Origin of the sequence: Micromonospora sp. NPDC007220 (genome assembly GCF_040634035.1) — a bacterium.
GTDB classification, from domain to species: Bacteria; Actinomycetota; Actinomycetes; order Mycobacteriales; family Micromonosporaceae; genus Micromonospora; species Micromonospora reichwaldensis.
On record NZ_JBEYEU010000006.1, the window covers coordinates 222,406 to 242,048 of the forward strand.

General features: G+C 70.7%; 17 protein-coding genes and 3 pseudogenes. 4 read left to right on the top strand and 16 right to left on the bottom strand.

The annotated features are described in order from the left end of the window. Positions 1-107: 107 nt before the first annotated feature. The 3 genes and pseudogenes from ABZ573_RS15165 to ABZ573_RS15175 form a co-directional block, all read right to left on the bottom strand. A pseudogene (locus ABZ573_RS15165) lies at positions 108-607 on the bottom strand (X2-like carbohydrate binding domain-containing protein). Positions 608-698: 91 nt separating this feature from the next. Beyond that, positions 699-1,133, bottom strand: a pseudogene (locus tag ABZ573_RS15170) (transposase); the annotation flags it as partial. Next, positions 1,117-1,698 (bottom strand): DinB family protein, encoded by a 582-nt coding sequence (locus ABZ573_RS15175; RefSeq protein WP_151452336.1) that lies wholly within the window; start codon positions 1,696-1,698, stop codon positions 1,117-1,119. The gene ABZ573_RS15175 and the pseudogene ABZ573_RS15170, both read right to left, overlap by 17 nt. Positions 1,699-1,703: 5 nt before the next feature. On the opposite strand from ABZ573_RS15175, the gene ABZ573_RS15180 reads away from it, so the two are divergent. Next, positions 1,704-1,832, top strand: coding sequence for a hypothetical protein (locus ABZ573_RS15180; RefSeq protein WP_255474673.1), 129 nt, complete (start codon positions 1,704-1,706; stop codon positions 1,830-1,832). Positions 1,833-1,944: 112 nt separating this feature from the next. On the opposite strand, the gene ABZ573_RS15185 is transcribed toward ABZ573_RS15180, so the two are convergent. Further along, complete coding sequence (locus tag ABZ573_RS15185; RefSeq protein ID WP_327028949.1) at positions 1,945-2,679, bottom strand: HAD-IA family hydrolase; 735 nt, start codon at positions 2,677-2,679, stop codon at positions 1,945-1,947. A 360-nt stretch (positions 2,680-3,039) separates the two neighbouring features. Here ABZ573_RS15185 and ABZ573_RS15190 point away from each other — a divergent pair, with 360 nt between their 5' ends. Beyond that, complete coding sequence (locus ABZ573_RS15190; protein ID WP_255474674.1) at positions 3,040-3,189, top strand: FCD domain-containing protein; 150 nt, start codon at positions 3,040-3,042, stop codon at positions 3,187-3,189. A gap of 103 nt (positions 3,190-3,292) precedes the next feature. Here the strand turns inward: ABZ573_RS15190 and ABZ573_RS15195 are convergent, their stop codons facing one another. Both ABZ573_RS15195 and ABZ573_RS15200 read right to left on the bottom strand, forming a co-directional pair. Then, entirely contained in the window at positions 3,293-4,675 is a 1,383-nt protein-coding gene (locus ABZ573_RS15195; RefSeq protein ID WP_151452338.1) for an RICIN domain-containing protein, read from the bottom strand. Positions 4,676-4,869: 194 nt separating this feature from the next. Then, positions 4,870-6,336: an endo-1,4-beta-xylanase gene (locus tag ABZ573_RS15200; protein WP_358118595.1), complete on the bottom strand. Its 1,467-nt coding sequence runs from the start codon at positions 6,334-6,336 to the stop codon at positions 4,870-4,872. Between the two features lie 1,314 nt (positions 6,337-7,650). On the opposite strand from ABZ573_RS15200, the pseudogene ABZ573_RS15205 reads away from it, so the two are divergent. Then, positions 7,651-7,845: pseudogene (locus ABZ573_RS15205) on the top strand (transposase); the annotation flags it as partial. Between the two features lie 228 nt (positions 7,846-8,073). On the opposite strand, the gene ABZ573_RS15210 reads toward ABZ573_RS15205, so the two are convergent. The 9 genes from ABZ573_RS15210 to ABZ573_RS15250 are packed head-to-tail and all read right to left on the bottom strand — an operon-like array spanning position 8,074 to position 16,132. Then, positions 8,074-8,877 (bottom strand): 4'-phosphopantetheinyl transferase superfamily protein, encoded by an 804-nt coding sequence (locus tag ABZ573_RS15210; RefSeq protein ID WP_358118597.1) that lies wholly within the window; start codon positions 8,875-8,877, stop codon positions 8,074-8,076. A gap of 4 nt (positions 8,878-8,881) precedes the next feature. Then, positions 8,882-12,118 (bottom strand): PDZ domain-containing protein, encoded by a 3,237-nt coding sequence (locus ABZ573_RS15215; protein ID WP_358118599.1) that lies wholly within the window; start codon positions 12,116-12,118, stop codon positions 8,882-8,884. Further along, positions 12,115-12,699: a hypothetical protein gene (locus tag ABZ573_RS15220; RefSeq protein ID WP_192581211.1), complete on the bottom strand. Its 585-nt coding sequence runs from the start codon at positions 12,697-12,699 to the stop codon at positions 12,115-12,117. The genes ABZ573_RS15215 and ABZ573_RS15220 overlap by 4 nt, the downstream gene beginning before the upstream one ends. Beyond that, positions 12,687-13,136: a GNAT family protein gene (locus tag ABZ573_RS15225; protein WP_151452342.1), complete on the bottom strand. Its 450-nt coding sequence runs from the start codon at positions 13,134-13,136 to the stop codon at positions 12,687-12,689. The genes ABZ573_RS15220 and ABZ573_RS15225 overlap by 13 nt, the downstream gene beginning before the upstream one ends. Next, positions 13,129-13,590 carry a hypothetical protein gene (locus ABZ573_RS15230; RefSeq protein ID WP_358118602.1) on the bottom strand — a complete coding sequence of 154 codons (462 nt, stop codon included), beginning with the start codon at positions 13,588-13,590 and terminating at the stop codon, positions 13,129-13,131. Before ABZ573_RS15230 ends, ABZ573_RS15225 begins: the two co-directional genes overlap by 8 nt. Continuing rightward, on the bottom strand, positions 13,587-14,105 hold the full coding sequence (locus tag ABZ573_RS15235) for a hypothetical protein (protein ID WP_358118604.1): 519 nt from the start codon (positions 14,103-14,105) through the stop codon (positions 13,587-13,589). The genes ABZ573_RS15230 and ABZ573_RS15235 overlap by 4 nt, the downstream gene beginning before the upstream one ends. After that, positions 14,102-15,232 carry an acyl-CoA dehydrogenase family protein gene (locus ABZ573_RS15240; RefSeq protein WP_151452345.1) on the bottom strand — a complete coding sequence of 377 codons (1,131 nt, stop codon included), beginning with the start codon at positions 15,230-15,232 and terminating at the stop codon, positions 14,102-14,104. Before ABZ573_RS15240 ends, ABZ573_RS15235 begins: the two co-directional genes overlap by 4 nt. After that, positions 15,229-15,837: an acyl-CoA dehydrogenase family protein gene (locus ABZ573_RS15245; RefSeq protein WP_151452346.1), complete on the bottom strand. Its 609-nt coding sequence runs from the start codon at positions 15,835-15,837 to the stop codon at positions 15,229-15,231. Before ABZ573_RS15245 ends, ABZ573_RS15240 begins: the two co-directional genes overlap by 4 nt. Positions 15,838-15,865: 28 nt before the next feature. Further along, positions 15,866-16,132 (bottom strand): phosphopantetheine-binding protein, encoded by a 267-nt coding sequence (locus tag ABZ573_RS15250; protein ID WP_132234309.1) that lies wholly within the window; start codon positions 16,130-16,132, stop codon positions 15,866-15,868. Positions 16,133-16,564: 432 nt separating this feature from the next. Between ABZ573_RS15250 and ABZ573_RS15255 the strand changes: the two genes are divergently transcribed. Next, positions 16,565-18,436: a condensation domain-containing protein gene (locus ABZ573_RS15255; protein WP_358118607.1), complete on the top strand. Its 1,872-nt coding sequence runs from the start codon at positions 16,565-16,567 to the stop codon at positions 18,434-18,436. A 28-nt stretch (positions 18,437-18,464) separates the two neighbouring features. On the opposite strand, the gene ABZ573_RS15260 is transcribed toward ABZ573_RS15255, so the two are convergent. Next, complete coding sequence (locus ABZ573_RS15260; protein ID WP_151452348.1) at positions 18,465-19,544, bottom strand: LuxR family transcriptional regulator; 1,080 nt, start codon at positions 19,542-19,544, stop codon at positions 18,465-18,467. Positions 19,545-19,643: the final 99 nt, after the last annotated feature.

Below are 19,643 nucleotides of genomic sequence, written 5' to 3' on the forward strand. Positions count from 1 at the left end.
GAAGCGACGATGAGAGTGGGATGAGGCCGCCGATGAAGATCGCCACGACGAGCGTCATGAGGATGGCGGCGGCGCCGCGGCGTGCCCGGCCGCGGCGCCGCCGGACGTCAGGGGGTGCTGCCGGTCACCGTGGTGCCGGTCTTGGTGATGCGGTACGTGGTCCGCGCGCCGCTCCAGAAGTGGAACGTGAGGGTGACGGCGCCATCGTCGACCTCGGCGAAGAACTCGGGCTTGAGAAGGATCGTCGACGCGGCGTAGTCGGGCTGGAAGTGCTGCCAGAACTCCTCGTACGGGGTCCAGTCCGCCGGTCCGGCGGGACTGCCGTCGGCGTACTTCGCCTCCATGGCGGCAGTTGGTCGCCGCGGAACTGGGTCGGGACGGCGAACGACTGCGTCGTCCCCGTCGCGGCAGCCTGGGTCGGCGGGTCGGAGGTGACGACGTCGATCCGCCACGGCACGCCCGCCGAGAAGCGGGCCTCGATGCTGGCGTTGACGCCGTACGCCCGGTTGCCGGCCAGCCGGGTGAGCGCGGCCGGGGTGAGCGTGAGCGTGTTGCCGGAGACGGTGTGGTCGGCACCGTTCGCCAGCGCCGTGCTCCCCTGCCACAACCCCTGGAAGGTCAGGCCGTTGAGGTTCAGCGTCAGCGACTTCGCCGGGATCGCGCACCTTCTGCCCCTGCTCGCGAGCCAGGTGAGTCTAGGTGGTCAGCCCGCCCCGCGAGCGGCCCAGCGCATGATCGGCCGGCTCGTCGTGCACGCCACCTGGCGGTTCCTTCTGCAGATGCCCGTCGATGCGGGCGCTGGCGGCGTGTTGGTGGGCGCGGCTGGTCATCGAGTCCACGCTCACTGTCCAACCGATCCGGCCCTGCGCATCGCCCGCGGTCTGCAACGCCGACAGGATCTTGTCCTCAGGTCCCGTCCCGCTGCCACCGGCGGAACAGGCCGTAGACGGTGGGCCACGGCGCGGACTCAGCCGGGACATCCCGCCATGGGGCGCCGATGCGGATCCGCCACCGGATCCATCAATGAGCTGTCGTTTCTCCCACTTCAGCGGACGACCTGTTTTTGGCGCGGGAGGCAGCAGCGGAGCCAGAACAGCCCACTGCCCGTCGGTCAGGTCATGCCGCCTCGTCAGCCGACCTGGCGGCCTGCTCGATCTTCGCGCAGTAGGCTGCACGGGCTTCCTCGTCGATCTGGTTCTCGTGTTCGGCGCGCAACCCGGTCCGGCCGTCGAGGCCCTCGCGCAGGATATCGGCGTGCCCGGCATGCCGGATGGACTCGCCGAGGACATGGACCATGATGGCGAACAGGTTCGTGTCGGCATAAGGCTCCGGCCACCACGGCACGTGGCCGGGGGCGTCGAGGGGAAGCGCGGTGATCGTCGCGTCCGAGTGTTCCCACATGCGCCGGTAGAACGCGATGATCTGATCGCGGGTCTCGTCCTCGGTCGCCCACAGATCGCTGCCGTTGGAGTCCTGCCACCGGGGCAGCGGTTCCGGGGAAGGGCGGTCGAAGACCTCGCCGAAGTACCTGGCCTCGACGGTGGCCACGTGTTTGACCAGGCCGAGGAGGTTGGTCCCGGTCGCTGTCAAAGGTCGGCGGGCGTCGTATTCGGACAAGCCGTCGAGTTTCCAGAGCAGCGCCTTGCGGTCCCGCCGCAGTCTCCCGTGCAGGTTGGCTTTCGCGAAATCATCAATCATGCGGCATGAGCCTGCCATGGGCTACTCGTGGTCTCAAGATCCCGTACGTGGTCCGCAACGACCGGCAGAGCCGAGGCCTGGCCATGGCCACCGCCCTGACCTGCTACAAGAAGCTCGCGAGACTTGCCACGTGAGACAACCTCTTACGAAACACGCCTTAGTGCCGGCCCGCCCCCGACAGAGGCGAACCGGAGCACTTTCATCTCGACTTCGGGTACTGCTCCGCCACGTCCCTGGACAGCACAGCTAGGCCGCGCTCCGGTCGAAGAGGTCGGCCGTCGCAAGGTCGAACAGGCTGTGTACGCGAAGGATGCCCTCGGGCGCCGCGGCCCCGTACGTCTGCTGCCGGTCCAGCCAGCATCCCCGTAATCCCGCGGCGGCGGCGGCTAAGGCATCGCCCTGAAGATCGTCACCGACGTACAGAACCTCGGAGGGTTCCCAGCCCATCCGCTCGCAGGCGCCGAGGAAGCTTGTGGGATTCGGCTTCGAAGCACCGACGTCGGAGGGCGTGAACAGCGGTGGCGTCGAGGGGAGACGGAGCGAGGCCAGTTTAGCTTCCTGCTGCGCGCGATCGCCGTTGCTCAACACCGCCACACCGGCGGGTGCCCCGCCGAGGAAACGCATCACCTCCGGGACGTCGCTATACGCTGCCCAGGAATTCTCATAGTGGCGCAGGTAGAGCGTGAAGAGGTCATCGGCTTGGTCGTCGCTCACGGCTCCGGTTTCTCGGCCGTAGGCGGACAGCACACCGCGGAGCCTAGCCCGCCGTTGTTCCTGGAAGGTCATTGTCTTGTCCAAGTACGCCCGCATGTGGACGGCCTCCAGCCGCTGCCACTCCGTGTGAGCCTCGTACCGCGCCTCCTCGTCGAGGTCGGGAAGCCATTGCAGGCAGGCGGCGAGGAACGCCTTCTCCGCGGCACCCTTGTGGTCCAGCAGAGTGCCGTCCAGGTCCAGCAGGACGGCTTTCACCCGCATCGTCATCACACGACTCCCTGGAAGTCGACCGCTGTCCGCACGGCGCTCACGGTATCGCGGGTCATGGTCCATGGATTTCCCCGTAACCGGACCAGGGCATCACCGACCACTCGACCGGCAGCCGGACAAGCCCTTCCTTTGCCACCTTGAAGACGCCTTGTGGATCCGCGGAAACACAATCAGCCCGTGGCGCTCCCTGATGCTCAATCGCAGTCCGGGCGCCCACTGGAGCACCTTCATCGCCGACCGATCAGCGACGGTCATGCAGGCGTCCGGGAACCGCATCGCTCGCGGTGTCGTACAGGCGCTGGAGAGCCAGTCATCAACACCGCCCGCTACATGGGCCGGACCGAACGCTCCCTGTGCGTGGCGTCCAACCGCGGCCACCGGCGCATCTACGAGCGCATCGCCGCGCACGACCCGGACGGCGCGGCCGAGGCCATGTTCACCCACATCACCGAGGCCTGGCTGGTCCGCCGCAGCGGTTCGGGCAAGCCGACCCGCCTGCAACGCTGACCCGGCCAGGAGGCCGGCGCTCAGGATCCTCGCCATCCCGGCCCGACGTCAGGCGGCGCCGGCCCCCGCGTCGCGAGGGCCAGCGCCGCCTGACCCGTCTGCGTCACGAGAACTGCGCGAAGAACCTCCAGATCTCACCCTTGGTCCAGGTGGTGACGCCACTCTCGGCGTACGTCCCGTCCACCGGTCCGGGCATGTGACCGTTGTCGAACGCGGCCCACTGGACCGGGTAGCCGGCCCTGCAGCCGGAGTAGGTGGTCGTGATGTGCGTACGGCTGCCCGGCCCCGGCTCGGGCGGGTTCTGGGCGGTGCAACCGTTGTTCCGGACGAACGTGTCGCGCAACGACCGCCCCTGCGAGATGTTCAGGACGTTGTCCGAGATGCCGTGCAGCCCGAAGTACGCGATGGGCTGCGTACCGCCGCTGCACCCGCTGATCTGTGCGCCGGAGATGACCGCGACCGCCCGGAAGACGGTAGCCCGCGCGCAGGCGAGCGCATAGCTCATGCCGCCGCCCCAACTGAAGCCGAGGGCGAACCGCTGCCTCGGGTTGACGCAGAGGTCACTCTCGATCCGTCTGATCATGTCGTCGACGAAGGTGACGTCCTCACCGCCGGCGTTGCCCCAGCCGTTGCCAATTCCCTGGGGCGCGACCAAGATCGCGCTGTTGTTCGACTGCTCCTGCTGCCCGTAGTAGGACCAGGCCGTCCCGCTGGTGCCGCCCGAGGATATCTCCTGCATGGTGCCGCCGCGCCAGTGGAACGCGAAGATCAGCCGGTAGGGGTTGTTGCTGTTGTAGTTGGTGGGCACCCGCAGGATGAAGGAGCGGCTCTTGCCGTTGCTCTGAATCGTGTGCGTGCCGCTGGACAGCGTCGGTGCCCTACCGCACCCGGTGCCTCCAGACGGCGGGTTGCCGCTGTCCACGCGGACAAGCTGCCACTGCTGGTTGGCACCGTTCCAGTCGGAGTACTGCACGATGTTCCCACCGTCGGCGGTGGAGGCACCCTGCACCTCCACGACCTTGCCGCTGTGCCGGCTGATCAGCCGGACGTGACCGCCGTCCGAGTCCGCGAGCCGGAACTGCTGGTTCGTCGCGTTGGTGTCGGACCACTGCACGATCGCTCCGCCGTCGGCGGTCGACCAGTTGTGCACATCGAGGACCTTGCCGGAGTGCCGGGACTTCAGCCTGTAGTAGCCGCCACCTGAGTCCAGGAACTGCCACTGCTGGTTCGCCCCGTCGTTCCGCGTCCACTGGCTGATCCGCGCACCGTCGTTGGTGGCCGAGGCGTACAGGTCCAGCGCCTTGCCGCTGTTCCTGTTCAGCAAGACGTACCAGGCGCTGGTGTCCACGGTCGCCGCAGCCGCGGGGGCCGCGTCCACGGCGACCAACGTGCTGGCCGCGATGACCGCCGCAGCCGTCGCGGCCAGCCCTGACCGCCAGCGATGTCTCGGTGGAAGGGCGCGACGACCCGCACCGATGGCATTCATGGTCCACTCCTCTGGTCGGGGTCACCCGCGAGCGGAACGCATGCGGGTGGCCTGGCGTGCGTGCCGACGTCTGGTGGCGTCAGCACGGTGTTCGTCGTACGGGCGCGATGCGGCCACCGGCGCACGTCCCTGGCCGGTTGCCCGCCTGCGGTGGCGCGAACGGATGCTGTCCGCGCCACCGAACGGAGGACCAGCTACCCGATGCGGATCAGCTGCCATTGCTGGTTGTTGCCGCCCCAGTCGGTGTACTGAACGATGTTCGCCCCGTCGGCGGTGGACCCGCCCTGCACCTCCACGGCCTTGCCGCTGTTGCGGTTGACCAGGCGCAGGTAACCCCCGGCCGACTCGGCGAGGCGGAACTGCTGGTTCGTGCCGTTGCCGTCGCTCCACTGCACGATCGCCGCACCGTCGGAGCCGGAGAAGTTGTAGACGTCCAGCACCTTGCCGGAGAGCCGGGACTTCACCCGGTAGTAGCCGCCGCCGGAGTCCACGAACTGCCACTGCTGCTGGTTGCCGTTGTTGCGGGACCACTGGGTGATCCGGGCGCCGTCGTTGGTCGCGAGGTTGTAGACGTCCAACGCCTTGCCGCTGTTCCGGTTCACCAGCACGTACCAGGCGCTGGTGTCGACCGGGGAGCCCGGCGGAGGCGTGGTGGGCGGGTTGGTGCCGGCGTTGAGGGCGTTGAGAACGGCGTCGTACGCCGCCTTCTTGTTGCCCGACCGGTCGAACAGCAGGGCGTCGTCGTCGCCGCGCCAGGAGTCGCTGTCCCGCACCCCCCAGACCGTGATGCCGTTGCAGCGCGCGACGGCCAGGCAGGCGCGGGTGACCGTGGCGAAGATGTTGGCCTGGTTGGAGCCCTTCATGACGTCGAGTTCGGTGATCTGGACGTCGACGCCGAGGTCGGCGAAGCGCTGCAGGTTGGCCTGGTAGTCCCCCGGGATCGAGGTTCCCAGGTGGGACTGGAACCCGACGCAGTCGATCGGCACGCCCCGGGACTTGAAGTCCCGCACCATGTTGTAGATACCGGTCGACTTCGCATTGACGCCGTCGGTGTTGTAGTCGTTGTAGCACAACTTCGCGCCGGGATCGGCCGCCCTGGCGGCGCGGAACGCCGCCTCGATCCAGTCGTTGCCCGTGCGCTGCAGGTTGGAGTCACGCCGACCGCCGCTGCCACCGTCGGCGAACGCCTCGTTCACCACGTCCCAGGAGTGGATCTGGCCTCGGAAATGGGTGGCGACCTGGGTGACATGGTTGATCGCGGCGTTGCGCAACGCGCTACCGGAGAGGCTCTGCGCCCAACCCGGCTGCTGCGCGTGCCAGAGCAGGGCGTGACCCCGCACGCTCATGCCGTTGGCCCGAGCGTGACTGACGAGACGATCACCGCCCGTGTAGCTGAACCGACCCTGTTGCGGCTCGGTGGCGTCCCACTTCATCTCGTTCTCGGCGACAACGCTGTTGAACTCGCGGTTGAGAATGCCAACGTACTGGCTGTCGGAGAGCTTGCCCGTCGCGACGGCCGCGCCATAGTAGCGACCCTTCTCGGCGGCGGACGCTTTCAGGGTCGTCCCGGCACTGGCCGTCGGGGCTGGCGCCACCGTCATGCCCGCGGTCAACGCGACGGCGAGGGCCATCGTCGACAGCAGGGTTCTCATGGATCTCATGGCATTCCTTTCCAGTGAATCCGGTGGTGGTGATGAGCCAGTTCGTTCGGGCAAGCCGGTCCGGGACGGCGGACGCGGCTCGCGGACGGTCAGACGGGTGGGTGGCGACGCCGCCCAGGTGCGCTCCGCCGGTCGTCGTCGGCCGGTCCGCGCTGGCACGGGCAGTCCGACCGGCTGTCGCACACAGCTGCTGATGGTCCTGAAGCGACGTCCACGCACCCCTGGGGATGCCCTGGACGCGAGGTTCGGCCAGCGGGCTCGCCCGGTGAGCCACAGGTGCCGTCATCCTCGACATCGAGAGTGAGCGATAACATCCCGTTCGTCAATACGTGCCGGCGCCGCAATGCCCACACCTCCGGGGCACAGTCGGAGCGCGCCGGGCGCGGCGCGCATCGCCGGGGGCGCACGTCCGCGAGATCGGGTTCGGGGAGCGAGAAGCCGGCGTCGGCCCCGCCGGACCGCGACATCCCGACTGGGTGCCCGGGCCGGCAACCTCGGTCAGGGAATCGATGTCAAGTCATGTTAGCGATATCATGACCCCGGCCGAACGGCGAGTTCCGCGCTGCGCCCTGACGCGCTGCGGGCGTGCGTCAGGTTCTGACCGCGCGATCCGGTGCGCTGGACGCGCTGATCACCGAGGAGACCGCCCAGGCGGCCCGGGACGGCGTGGTGTTCGTCCCCCCAATGAGCCGATCCCAGGTGCGGGACGCGATCACCGCTGCGGACGTCCCAGGGCGAGCAGCCGCGGCCGCGTCGGCAGCAGCCTCATGACGTTGGCCGCGCCGACGACGTGGGCGGCGTCCTGGACAGCGAGAGTCATGACTTCAACCGTATCGTTGAACAACGCTGTTGAGAGTTCTGCGCGATGTCGGCGAGAGATCCGTGGGGAACCCTCAAATCGGGTATCACCGGGGCGGCGCGGCGTCAGCACACCTCCCGCGAGGAGGCGAAGCAGCGCGCCAGCGGCGGGCCGTCGTGCTGCCAGAAGTTATCGATGCCCGTCGAGATTCGGGACCGGGTTGATGCGGATCAGGGCAGAGGTGTGCGCACGAACGCCACGGCCAAAACTCCGATAAGAGGGTGGCTGCCCTTCCCCTCGTAGCCTGGAGGCCAGAGCTTGAGGGATAGAGGTTAAGCGGCTGGTGAGACGCGACGATATTCCGCCGGTTCGCCCCCACGACCTGCGCCACGGAGCAGCCACGATGGCGCTCATGGCCGGTGCCGACAAGAAGGTGGTTCCGTCGCGTCCAACGGAGTGGTGTACGACTGGCCCGTGATGGGCGTGTTGCGTAGATCGGAGACGGCCGCCGCGTGATCTGGCGGCAGATCAGGTCGAACAACCCGCAGGAGCGGTTGAACAAGGAGATCCGCCGCCGCACCGACGTCGTCGGGATCTTCCCCGACAGGCCGGCGATCATCCGCCTCGTCGGCGCCGTCCTTGCCGAGCAGACCGACGAATGGACTGAAGGCCGCCGTTACTCGGGCCTGGAACTACTGGCCAAAGCCCGCCTGATTACCGTCGACACCGACCAACACGACACCGACGACACCGAGCCGACCCCGATCGCCCTTGGCCTGGTTGACGTGTCGGCGAGTTGCGTGACGATCCGGACCGGAGCGCCGAGATCCAGGCGGCAATGGCTGGAGAAGCGCCGCCGACTTTCCGGACGGCAGCCGGGCGTCGGGTGGTCGCCTGCCCCGCCCCGCCGCCCTGATCGTCCTCCACCGTGGCCGTCGTCATCCGGTGGCCCGGAAAGCACGCTCGCCGGGCACCGGGAAGGACCGCACCGCGCGGACCGGAACGGTGCTGGCAAGCGCCGCCGCGTGACCGGCCGGGGCAGGCAGGTCGTGCAGATGGACAGGGATGCGCGGCCAGCCGGGAACGCTGCCCACGGTGACCGTCGGCCCGCTCACGTCCAGCTGGCCGGGCGGTGCCCGCAGCCCGAATCCCGTCAGCTTCATCGCCGCTTCCTTGCGCGTCCAGGCGGTCAGGAACCAGCCGGGCCGATCGGCGGGGGGCACCCGGGCGAACAGCGCCCGTTCATTGGCGGTCAGCGCGACCGCGGCGAGACCGTCGGTGTCCCGGTCCGAGCTCGACCGCTCGACGTCCACCCCGATCAGACCGACTCCGGCCACCGCCAGCAGCACCCAGTCCTCGGTGTGCGAGACGGAGTAGTCGACCCGGGAATCAGCGAACCTAGGCCGGCCGTGCGTCCCCGCGCAGTACTGGCAGTCGCGGTCGATGCGTACCTGGGCCGGCGGTACGCCGAGATAGCGGGAGCCCAACCGGCGCTGGGCCGCGCGGGAGGTCACGAAGACGTCCCGCGCCGGCGAGCCGAGCAGGCCCTCGGCCCGGAGGCGCTCGGCCGGGTCGAGCAGGTCGACGCGACCGCCACCCGGCCGGACCGGCACCCACCAGGTGTGCGGCTGTCCGGCCGCGGGCACCTTCGGCGGGCCCGGGACGGTAGCGGGCGGCGGGCCGTCCGGCGCGGCGGGCAGCACGGCGGTCGCCGGCGGTGCTCCGAGGTCTCCAGCCGTCACCGGGTCACCCGACCAACCTGGAGCGGGTCGACAGCGCCGCCAGCGGTCGCGCGGTCGGCCGGGCCGGCGCCGGCTGCCCGAGGCCGGCCAGCAGATGCGCGACGGCGGCGGCGAGCTGGGGGTCGGCCCCGGCCAGCACGCCCTGCGGCGGGTCCGGCACGACGACGTCCGGCACGACGCCGTGGTTCTCCAGGCCGGCACCGATGCCGTCGAAGACGTAACAGAACTCCGGTTGCGTGGTGACCGTGCCGTCGACCAACTCGTGGCGTGGCCAGGTGGCGATGGTGCCGCCCCAGGTCCGGTTCCCGATCAGCGGCCCCAGGCCGAGCTGCCGGAACATGTGGCTGAAGATCTCCCCGTCCGATCCGGTGTGCTCGTTGATGAGCACCGCCATCGGGCCGCGCGGCGACTCGACCGGGTACGGGGTGGCGCCGCTCCAGCGCCCGTGTTCGGCGCCACCACGGCGCCGGGCGAGCCGGTCGAGCAGCAACGGCGAGACCTGTCCGCCGCCGTTGAAGCGCACGTCCACCACCAGCCCGTCCCGGTCGAGCTCGGAGAGGAAGCCCCGGATGAAGTCGGCGTAGCCGGTCCGGAACATGTCCGGCACGTGCAGGTAGCCGAGCCGGCCCCGCGAGGTGGATGCGACCAGGGCGCGGTTGCCCTCCACCCAGTCACGGTAGCGGGCCCGGCCCTCGGCCCGGATCGCCCGCACGCACACCCGGCGCGGGGCGGCGCCGTCGCGCAGCACCGTCAGCTCGACCTCTCGGTCGGCCTGGCCGACCAGCAGTTCCCCCGGCCCGGCCGGGCCGACGGGTTGCCCGTCGATGGCCACCACCGCGTCACCCGGGCGCAGGTCGACACCGGGCCGGTTGCACGGCGAGGTGGCATCGGGGTTCCACGGGTCACCGCGCAGGATGCGCTCGATGCGCCACTGTGCCGGCGGATCGCCGACCCCGCTGGTGGTGGCGCTCCAGTCCACTCCGAGAAACCCCTGCGCCTGCTCGACAGGCCGGCGGTAGTCACCACCGTGTTCGTAGGCGTGCGAGGTGGCCAGCTCGCCCTGCAGTTCCCAGAGCAGGTCGGAGAGCTCCGAGCGACACCCGACCAGATCCACCAGGGGCAGGTAGCGCTGGTACAGCCCGTCCCAGTCCAGCCCGGACATCTCGGCGTGCCAGAAGCTCTCCCGCTGCAGCCGCCAGGTCTCGCGGTACATCTGCCGCCACTCCGCGGCCGGCTGGATCGACACCCGCAGCCGGGTCAGGTCTACCCAGCCGTTCTTCCGGGTCGGCGGGGCGCACCGGGCGTACGGGTCGTCGTCGGCGTCCTCCGCGTCCTCGGCGGCGAGCACCCGCAGCCGGTCACGCACCTGGCAGAGCAGCGTGCCGCCGTCCGGGCTGGCGCTGATGTCGTCGACCCCGAGCAACTGCTCCTCGGTGACCTCCGCGGTCTGCAGGTCGACCACGGTGGCCATGCCGACGGGGGCAGCGTCCGGCTTGACCGGGTCCGGCGCGGTGACCGGCACGGTGTGCAGGAGCACCCTGTCGGGCAGTCCGACGATGCTGGCGTACCGCCCCTCCGGTACCGGGAACCCGACGATCCGGCGATCGATGTCGGTGAGGTCTATCTCGACGAACGGCGGTCCGGCTCCGGCCTCGGTGCCCCGCCGCGCACCGTCGACGGGCCGCGGCACGAACGGCGACGCCTCGGTGGCCCGCAAGGTCACCAGGTACGGCCGGTTGCCGAAGGGGAAGCCGACGTCGAAGCGCACCTGGTCGTGCTCCGGGGTGAGGTCGCGCTGGCCAAGGAAGTAGAGGTAGCGCCCGGCCGGGTCGAACGCCGGCCGGCTGTCGCGCAGCACCGGTCGGGTGACCTGGAACGAGCGCCGTAGCGCCACCTCCGCCAGCTTGATCGCCGAGGTGCGCGGCGTGTCCGGGAACGTGTAGGCGAGCCACCGGCCATCCGGCGACCAGGCCAGGTCCTCGATCCGCTCGAACGCACTGCTGTCCAGCAACCGCGGTGTCGGCAGCACGCTGTCGGTGTCCAGCAGCCACAGCTGCTGGCGGTTGGTGGCGAAGGCCACCTGGCCGGACGCCGACGAGGCGACCAGCTCGGTGACGCAGCCGATGTCGGTGAGCGGGATCTCCACCGAGGCGGCCCCGCCCTCGGCCGGGAAGAGCACCAGCCGCTCGTCCGGTCGGTCGTCGGCGGCGACCGCGACCAGCCGGCGGCCGTCGGCCAACCAGCTCAGCAACCGGTGCCGCGTCCTTTCGGCGGTGCCGTGTCGACGCACCGGGCCGGACCAGTGCGCCATGGTGAACGCCTTGCCCCGCGCGACGAGGGCCAGGTTGGTGCCGTCCGGGCTGAGGCGGGCGCTGTCGAGGAACTCGGCGGCCGAGACGATCCGCCGGGCCTGCTGGCGGCGCGAGCTCGCAAGTGAGACGTCGAGCCGCCGGGACGCCTCACCGGGGGCGTCCAACGCGTACAACCGGGCACCGGCGTGGTAGACGAGCCGCTGTCCGTCGGTGCTCAGACCACGGGCGTAGAAGTCGCGGTGTCCGGTGTGCCGGGTCAGCGCGCTGCCGTCCGGCCGGCACGAGTAGACGTTGCCGGTGCCCTCGTGGTCGCTGATCAGGAAGATCCGGTCACCGACCCAGCACGGGTTGGCCACGTTGCCGGGCAGCGCCAGCCGGGTGAAGGAGCCGCTGCCGTCGTGGTCGACCCAGAGTTCACCGGCGGCGCCCCCGGTGTACCGCTTGCGGCGGGCCGGGTCGGCGAGGTTGCGCCCGATCACCAGCGCGCCGCCGGGGCCGTACGAGAGGGTGCTGGCCGCGCCGTGGTCGAGCAGCCGGGTCGGCCCGCCGTCGACCCCGACGGCGAAGAGCCGGTAGCCGAAGCCGGTCGGCTGCTCGGCGGTGCTGGCGTAGATGATCTCGTCGTGGTGCGGGTGCCAGCCGACCACCACGCACCGGGCCGCCTGGAAGGTGAGCCGGCGGGCCGGGCCGCCGGCCAGCGGCAGCAGGTAGACCTCGCTCGGTCCGTCGTCCGAGCCGACGAACGCCACCAGCTTGCCGTCCGGGGACAACCGGGGGTGGGCGTACTCGGTGCCGCCGGCGGTCAGCCGGCTCGCCGGTCCACCCGCGAACGGCACCCGCCACAGGTCGTCCCCGGCGGTGAACACCACGGTGTCGCCGGCGACGGTGGGGAACCGCAGGTAGCCTCCGGTCGCGCCATCGGTGTTCACCGGGCGCGCTGGGTCATCGCGCGGATCCGCTCGGCGACCGCGGCGCGGCGGTCCTCGACCTGGGACCGCTGTGCCTGCGCGTCCTGCTGGTTCTCCGACCAGTAGCAGGCGGTGCGCCACTGCCCCACCGTGTACGAGTCGTAGGCGCAGCGCACCCGGCGCTGCGCGGCCAGGTTCTCTGAGGACAGCAGCATGGTGTTGTGTTCGAGCACCTGGTTCACCACGACCCGCATGTTCAGCTCGGTACGCAGGAAGGTGTGCGCGGCGGCCACCGCCGCGGCGCCGAAGGCCCCCCGGAACCGGGGCAGGATCCCGAACGACAGCTCGCAGCACTGGCTGCGCCAGTCGATGGTGGTGATCCAGGCGAACCCCACCACCTGCTCGCGTGGGCCGCAGAGGGTGAAGTGCCGCTTGATGTCGTGTTCCTCGGTGATACCCACCCGCTGGCGGTGCTCCAGCACGTCGTCGCCGGTGACGACCGCGTAGTCGGTGAGGTTCGCCTGGAACCGCGACTCGCGCATCAGCGCGGTCCGGATGGGGATGTCGGCCTCGGTGAGATGCCTGACCGTCACGAACGGCACGTGTCCTCCCCACGGACGAAGTACACCGACACATCCTGGTAGGCGCCGGACTGGTAGCGGTGCTCGCGCAAGGTGCCGACCCGGGTGAACCCACAGTCGTGCAACGCCAGCACCGGCGGGCTGTCCGCCGGCACCAGGGCGACGAACGAGGTGCACCGCTGGTAGTTGCCGAGGAAGTCGAGGAAACCGCGTAGCGGCTCGGGATCGGGCGAGGTGCTCGCCACGTACGCCTGGCGTGGCTGTTCCTCGTTGGGCAGGTAGCCCAGCAGCGTGTCACCGGTCCGGAAGACCTGCGCGCCCAGCCGGGTCAGCTCGCGGACCAGCAGGGCGTGGTTCTGGGTGACCGGGTCGACGCCGAGGAAACCCCGGGCCGCCCCGGGTACCGCCGCCAGCGCCGAGGCGGCGGCTGCGGTGTCGAGTCGCTGAATCTCAGTCATGGCGTACCGCTCCCCAGATCTGCCGGTCGACGGGACGGCCGGCGAACCACCGGCCGGCCGGGACCGTCGCTTCGCCGATGAACCCGGCCTCCTGCAACAGGTCCACCGGCGCGGCCGCCGCCGGGGTCACCCAGCCGTACAGCCGGTGCAGGTTGAGCACCCGGAAGCCGTGCGAGACGGCGGTCTTGAGCAGCGCCGGGACCAGGTCATCGGCGCCCGGCTGCACGCCGATCTCCAACCGGGCCCGGCGGTGCACCCAGTCCAGCTCGGCGAAGCGGACGAAGGCCGCTCCCGGCAGCACGCACAGCTCCACGGTGTTGTCCTTCGGCGCCTCGACCGCCGCCGGCACCACCGTTGCCGGTGCCTGCTCCAGCGGCATGCCGAGCAGTTCGCCGGCGAGCCACGGCCCGGTCAGCAGCGGTAGGTCGGTACTGCGGTACCCGCGCAATGTCATGATGTCGGCACCCAGATCTGCGAGAAGAAGACGTACCCGTACCGGCGTCCCTCCTGCACGACCACGTCGGCGAGGGTGCCCTCCTCGGTCAGCCCGGCCGCCCGGGCCGCCTCGAGCCCGGCCTGGTCGTACTCGCCCACCAGGACGGAGATCCGGACCACCTCGCGCCGCCAGCGCAGCGCCCGCACCGCCTCGTCGTACGCCTGGCACCACCAGTTCAGCGGGGCGCCGGAACGCAGCCGCAGGTGCAGTTGGTAGTGGCAGCCGTGCTCGGCGCCAACCGCTTCGGTGGCGAACAGGCCCACCGGCTCACCGTCGGCGAGCAGCACCTCGGTCTCGGTGCCGAGCAGATCGAGCAGTTCCCACTCACCGCGGGTGTCCGGTTGGGCCGTGCGGAAGTAGAAGTCCGGCTCGGTGAACATCCCCAGCACCTGGTCGCGGTCCGCCTCTGCGAAGGCCCGGGCGGACCAGCGCGGTGTGCGTACCCCGTCCAGCGGCGTCGCGGTCAACGTCATGACGTCGGCCTCCGGGTGGCGATGCCGTGCGTGATGTGCAGGCGCAGGATGTTGCTGGTGCCGTCCATGAACTCGAAGGCGCGCACGTCACGGCACCACTTCTCGAGCAGCGGGTGCAGCAGCAGGGAGCCCGGGCCGAGCGCGTTCGCTGCCCAGCCGGTGACGTGGACAGCCAGGTCGGTGGCGTGCAGCTTGGCGATCGACGGCGTCCGACGGTCGTCCGGCGAAAGGTCGACCTCGTTCGCGGCGTCGTAGAGCAGGGCCCGCGCCGCCGCCAGCCGGGCGGTGGTCAGCTCGTGCCCGGACCAGCCCGGCCGCTGTTCGCAGACGTAGTCGCGGGCGGCGAAGGCCACCCCGAGCGCCATCGCGGCGATCTGGATCCGCATCACGTTGAAGGTCCGGCTCGCGCCCCAGATCCCACGGCGGGACGCCGGCAGGTGGGCGCCGAGCAGCATCTCGCGCGGTACGTGCACCCCGTCGAAGGAAAGCTCGCTGATCCGTGCGCCACGCAGCCCGGTCATCTCCAGCGCGTGGCCGGCGAAGCCGGGGGTCGGGCAGCTCAGGATGGCCGCCCTGATCGACAGCGGGGAGCGGCCGGTCCGGGCGAACACCACCCCGGTCGCACCCCGGGAGCCGTTGCCGACGTACCGCTTGGCGCCGAAGAGGCGGTAGTCGCCGTCGGGGTCCGCGTCGAGGCGGGTCTCCATCGCGGTCGCGTCGCTGCCGCGGGCGTCCTCGGTCATCGCGAAGAAGGTCCAGGTCCGGCCGTCGGCGATGGACTCGTAGAAGAACTCCTGCTGGGCCTCGCTGCCGAGCGCGTCCACGGCGATGCCGGCGAGCGCCGGGCCGGTGTTGGCGGTCAGCAGGCCGGCGTCACCGCAGGCCAGCTCGAGGCTGGCCACCGCGCGGGACAGGCAGCTGTCGGTGTACTCGCCCTGCCAGCCGGACGGGTCCTGGAAGCGTTTGGGGGTGCTGGCCGCCCGGACCATCGCCAGCGCCGGCGAGTCCAGGTGCCCGGTCATGTCCTCCGGGTCGACGTCGACCGACAGGGCCCGCGAGCGCAGGTCCGTCGCCGCGTCCCGGCACTGGTCCCGTAGGGCGCGCAGTGGCGGATCCAGCTCGATCATGAGACACCTTCCCGGGGAAGCCAGCAGTTCGCGGTCAGTTGGGCCACGTACGCGCCGCGGGTGGGGGTGCCGGCGACGTATCCGCTGGCGCCCAGCAGCTTGGCGGCCTCCCAGTCCAGGGTGGTCACCCGGTCGTGCACGTCGAGCACCGCGGCCGGGACCGTGCCGGAGACCCGCAAGGACCGGCGGGCCGCCTCGACGGCGGTCTGCACGTCCGCCAGTACGCCCAGCACCAGCTGTTTGCGGATGGTGGGCTCCCCGCCGACCGTCCGGCCGGAGAGGTACTCCACGGCCCACTCCAGCAACCGTCGGGTGACGCCCAGCCGGACCGCGCCCAGGTGCGCGCAGAACTGGGTGAGCTGCCCGTCGGCGGGGCCGGGGTGGCCGTCGGTGGTGGCGAAGCTGATGCCCTCCTGACCGGCCATCCGATGCCCGACCGTCGAGGCGGGCGTGGTCGCCCAACCGGCGGGCAGGGCGGCGGTGGGAACGGCGGCGACCCGGCCCGGCGGCGTGATGCCCGGCGCCTCGGCGAGCGCCACGGCCAGCCCGGCGGCCAGCCCGGCGGAGTACGCCGTCTGCTCGCACTCGTCGATCATGTCCCGCATGCGGTCCTCCTGTGCCTGCCGCGAACGGCTAACGGGCGACGTCCACCTGTTGCAGGCGGGTCTGGATGTAGTCGGCGAAGGAACCGACCGACTGGAACACCTCCGGCTCCAGCGATTCGGGATCGACGTCGAGCTGGAGGGTGTCCTCAAGGCTCATTATCAGCTCAATGAAACGAATCGAGTCGATTTCCAGGTCCTCAAGGATCTGCGTCTCGGCGGAGAGCTCGGGCAGTTCCCGGTTGAGCACCACCGACAGCGAGATCCGCAGGTGCTCGATAATCTCCGAACGTTCCATTGACCCGATCCTTCCCTTGTGCGGATTGATGGTGCATGGCCGGCGAAGCCACCTCCAGGCAGCTCACCGACCATGCCACCGAACCCTCTTGAGACTTAGAGGGAGCTCTTGGAAGCGGCCTTCGCGGCAGCCTTCGCAGCGGCCTTCGCGGCAGCCTTCGCGGCAGCCTTGGCAGCGGCCTTGGCAGCGATCTTCGCCATGGTAATCACTCCTTCTCCGGGTTTTGCTGAACCAGTTTCCCGAGCCTGTTGGATCGGTACGCAGAGATTTGCCGACCAGGCCACCCGGTGTCAATAGCGTCGGGAGAACTGCCCGGTGCCGGCCGATGGCAGCTCTTTGCCGTCAATTATTGTCACCGGCACTGACTAGCCGAAACGTTTCCGGCGGCCCGATCATATGGGCGGACGAACGCGGGAAGAGGAGTCAGTTTCTGTGGAGAAGAGCGCGAATCTCTGCTGGGGCCAGCGCTACCACTGGCTCCGGTACCAGCACGTACCCGCCGGGGCCCGGCACGACGCACACATCGTCGCCAACTGCCCCCTGCCGGAGGGCATCTCGGTCGCCGATCTGCGCGCCGCGATCAACCACCTGGTCCGCCGGCACGAGGCGCTGCGTACCGTCATCCTCGCCGATCCGGCCGGTTGGCCGCAGCAGCGGGTCCAACCGCCCGCGCCACTGCCGGTACGGCTGGTGTCGACCGAGTCGGACGGCACCCCGACCCCGGCCGCGGTGGTCGCGGAGCTGACCGTCGCCGACTTTGACCTGACCCGGGACTGGCCGATCCGGGCCTGCGTGGTCACCACCGGTGGCCGGCCCCGGCGCCTCGTGGTGGTGCTCAACCACATCGCCTTCGACGACTGGAGCCTGAACACCTTCCGTCGCGAGTTCGAGGCGATGCTCGCCGCGATCACCGCCCGCCGCCGGGCGGTGTTGCCGCCGGTGGCGCACCAGCCGGTGGACCTCGCCCGGCAGGAGTCGAACCGCGACGCCGCAGCGAACGCCGCCGAGCTGGCGCACTGGCGCCGGGAGATCGAGCGGCTCCCGGCGGACGTCTTCGCCTCCCGGCGGTCCACCGCCGCCGGGCCGGGCACCGCGTTCAGCGCGTCGATCACCTCACCGGGGCTGCTGACGGCGAGCCGGGAGATCGCGGCACGGCACGGCTGCTGGCCGTCGGCCGTCCACCTGGCCTGCTACGCGATACTCACCGCCGGCTACACCGGCGAGGCGTCGGTCCCGTTCAGCTGGCTCACCAGCCACCGTGAGGCCAGCCAGCACATGTCCGTGATGACGTGCATGTTCTCCCCGACGGTGGTTTCCGTGCAGCTGGCCGACGATCCGCCGTTCAGCGAGTTGCTGCGCCGCACGGCGGACCGGGTGGAGCAGGCGCAGCGGCACGCCTACGTGCCGTATGACGAGATCGCCGAGCTGATCGCGGCCGAGAGCTTCCGTCGCGGCCAGCCGGTGCGGATCGCCTCGGAGGTGAACTTCCTGAGTTACGCCCCGCGCTCCTGCGGGGCTCGCCGGGACCGGTTCGCCTGGAACACCCCGCCGGCGGCCTGGGCGCAGGCCGGTTCGGACAGCTACCTCGGAATCTACGAGTGGCGCGACGGGGTGACGGTGGCCCTGCACGCCCAGTCGGCGGTGCTGCCCGCCGAAGCGGTGGAGCGGTTCCTGCGCGGTCATGTCCGGCTGATCGAGGCGCACCGCGACCCCTCGGTGGACCTGCGGGTCAGCGAGGCAGCCCGGGAGCTGGGATTCGCCCCGCCGGCCCGCCGCGAACTGGTCCGGGTCGGGTCGGACGCGGTGTGCGTCGAGGCGACCCGGGCCGCGCTGCGCTCGCATCCCGCGGTGGTCGACGCGCGGGTGCAGGTGCGCACGGGCGAGCTGGTCGCCCGGGTACGGACCCGGGCTCCGCTCACTCCGGCCGAGCTGCGCACGCATGTCCTCGGCACGATGTACGACCGGCCGGCGGTGCGTTGCCCGGACCGGTTGGAGCTCGTCGACGCCGGGGACGGGGACGTCGACACCGACGCGCACGCCGACCTCGATCGCCCGGCGACGGCGGCCGGCGGCCGGTCGCCCGGGCCCGCCGAGGAGCTGCTCACCGAGGTAGTCGCCCTGGTCAACGAGCTGGCCGCCGTGGACGGCTCGGACAGCTACACGGCCGCCGGCGGCCGGGCTCTGCGGGTGCCCCGCACCCTGTCCGCGCTGCGCGAGCGGGGCTGGGTCGGGATCTCGCCGGATCAGCTGGCCAGCGCCCGGCCGTTGCGGGCGCTGGCAGCCCGGCTGACCCGGGTGGGCTGAGCCGGTCCCCGCGCCGGCCCGGCGGGCATCAGGTGCCGAGCGGGGACCCGGTGGCGAAGCGGGTGGCCACCTGCACGCCGGCCTGGAAGCGGCTGACCGAGCCGAGACTGCGCAGCAGCGCGGCAATGTGTCGGCGGCAGGTGCGCACCGACATCCCGAGCCGACGGGCCACCGCCTCGTCGGTGAGGCCCTGGGCCATCAGCAGCGCGATCGAGCGTTGCAGGTCGTCGGCGACCTCGTCGGCGTAGCCGGTCTCGTCCGCGGCCAGCGGTGCCGCGCCCTCCCAGAGCTGGTCGAACATCTCGATGAGGTACCGCACCACGTTCTCGTCGCGGACCCGGTGCCCCGTGGGCAGTAGTCCGTCGGCGGACGTCCCGAACACCACCGCGAGCGAGCGGTCGAAGACCACCGAGGCCTGCGGGACCTGGCTGATGGTCCGGATCGCCGCGCCGCCGTCGATCAACCGCCGGGACTTGGCCCGGGAGGCGAAACCGGCCCGGCTGCGGTGCGGCGAGATGATCCGGACGGAGACGCCCCGGTCGAGCACGCCGTGACAGGCCTCGAGGAGCCGGTCGAGCACCTCGTCGTCGTCGTGGCTCGGCCGCAGCACGACGAGTTCGTCGCGGCACACGTCAGCGGCCTGCTTGAGCAGTCCGCGCAGCTCCGCCACGCCTTCGAGCCGGTCGATCGAGCCGCCGGGCACCACGGCGGAGTCCCTTGCGCCGGCGATCGAGTCGATCCGCTCGCGCAGCTGGTCGGCCAGCTCCCGCTGCTGGTAGATCGCGCGTTCGATCGGTGAGACCAGCAGGGTGGCGGCATACTGCGGGTCGACCGGGACCAACCGGCCGCCGACCGCGCCGTCGGTACGTAACAGGCGCAGCTCGACGAGCTGCATGATCGTCGAGACCACTTCGTGTCCGGTCCGGCCGAGTTCCACCGCCACCCGGTCGAACCCGGACGGCGCGATCGCGCCGTGTCGCACTATATAGTGGTATACTTCGATGCATTGCGCGTTCACGCGATCCTGGGCGTCGATGCCGTCGTCCTCGACGAGGCGTCCGCCGAAGCTGGGCGTCCAACTGATCCGCGACAGAGCGTCTGTCGACATCCGCTGCCTCCCGGTCATGTTTCCCGAGTTCCGCTGGCGGTTCACCGCCGCGGGCTCCACGGTGACAGCAGCGGCAATCACGCCAACCTCACTCGCGCA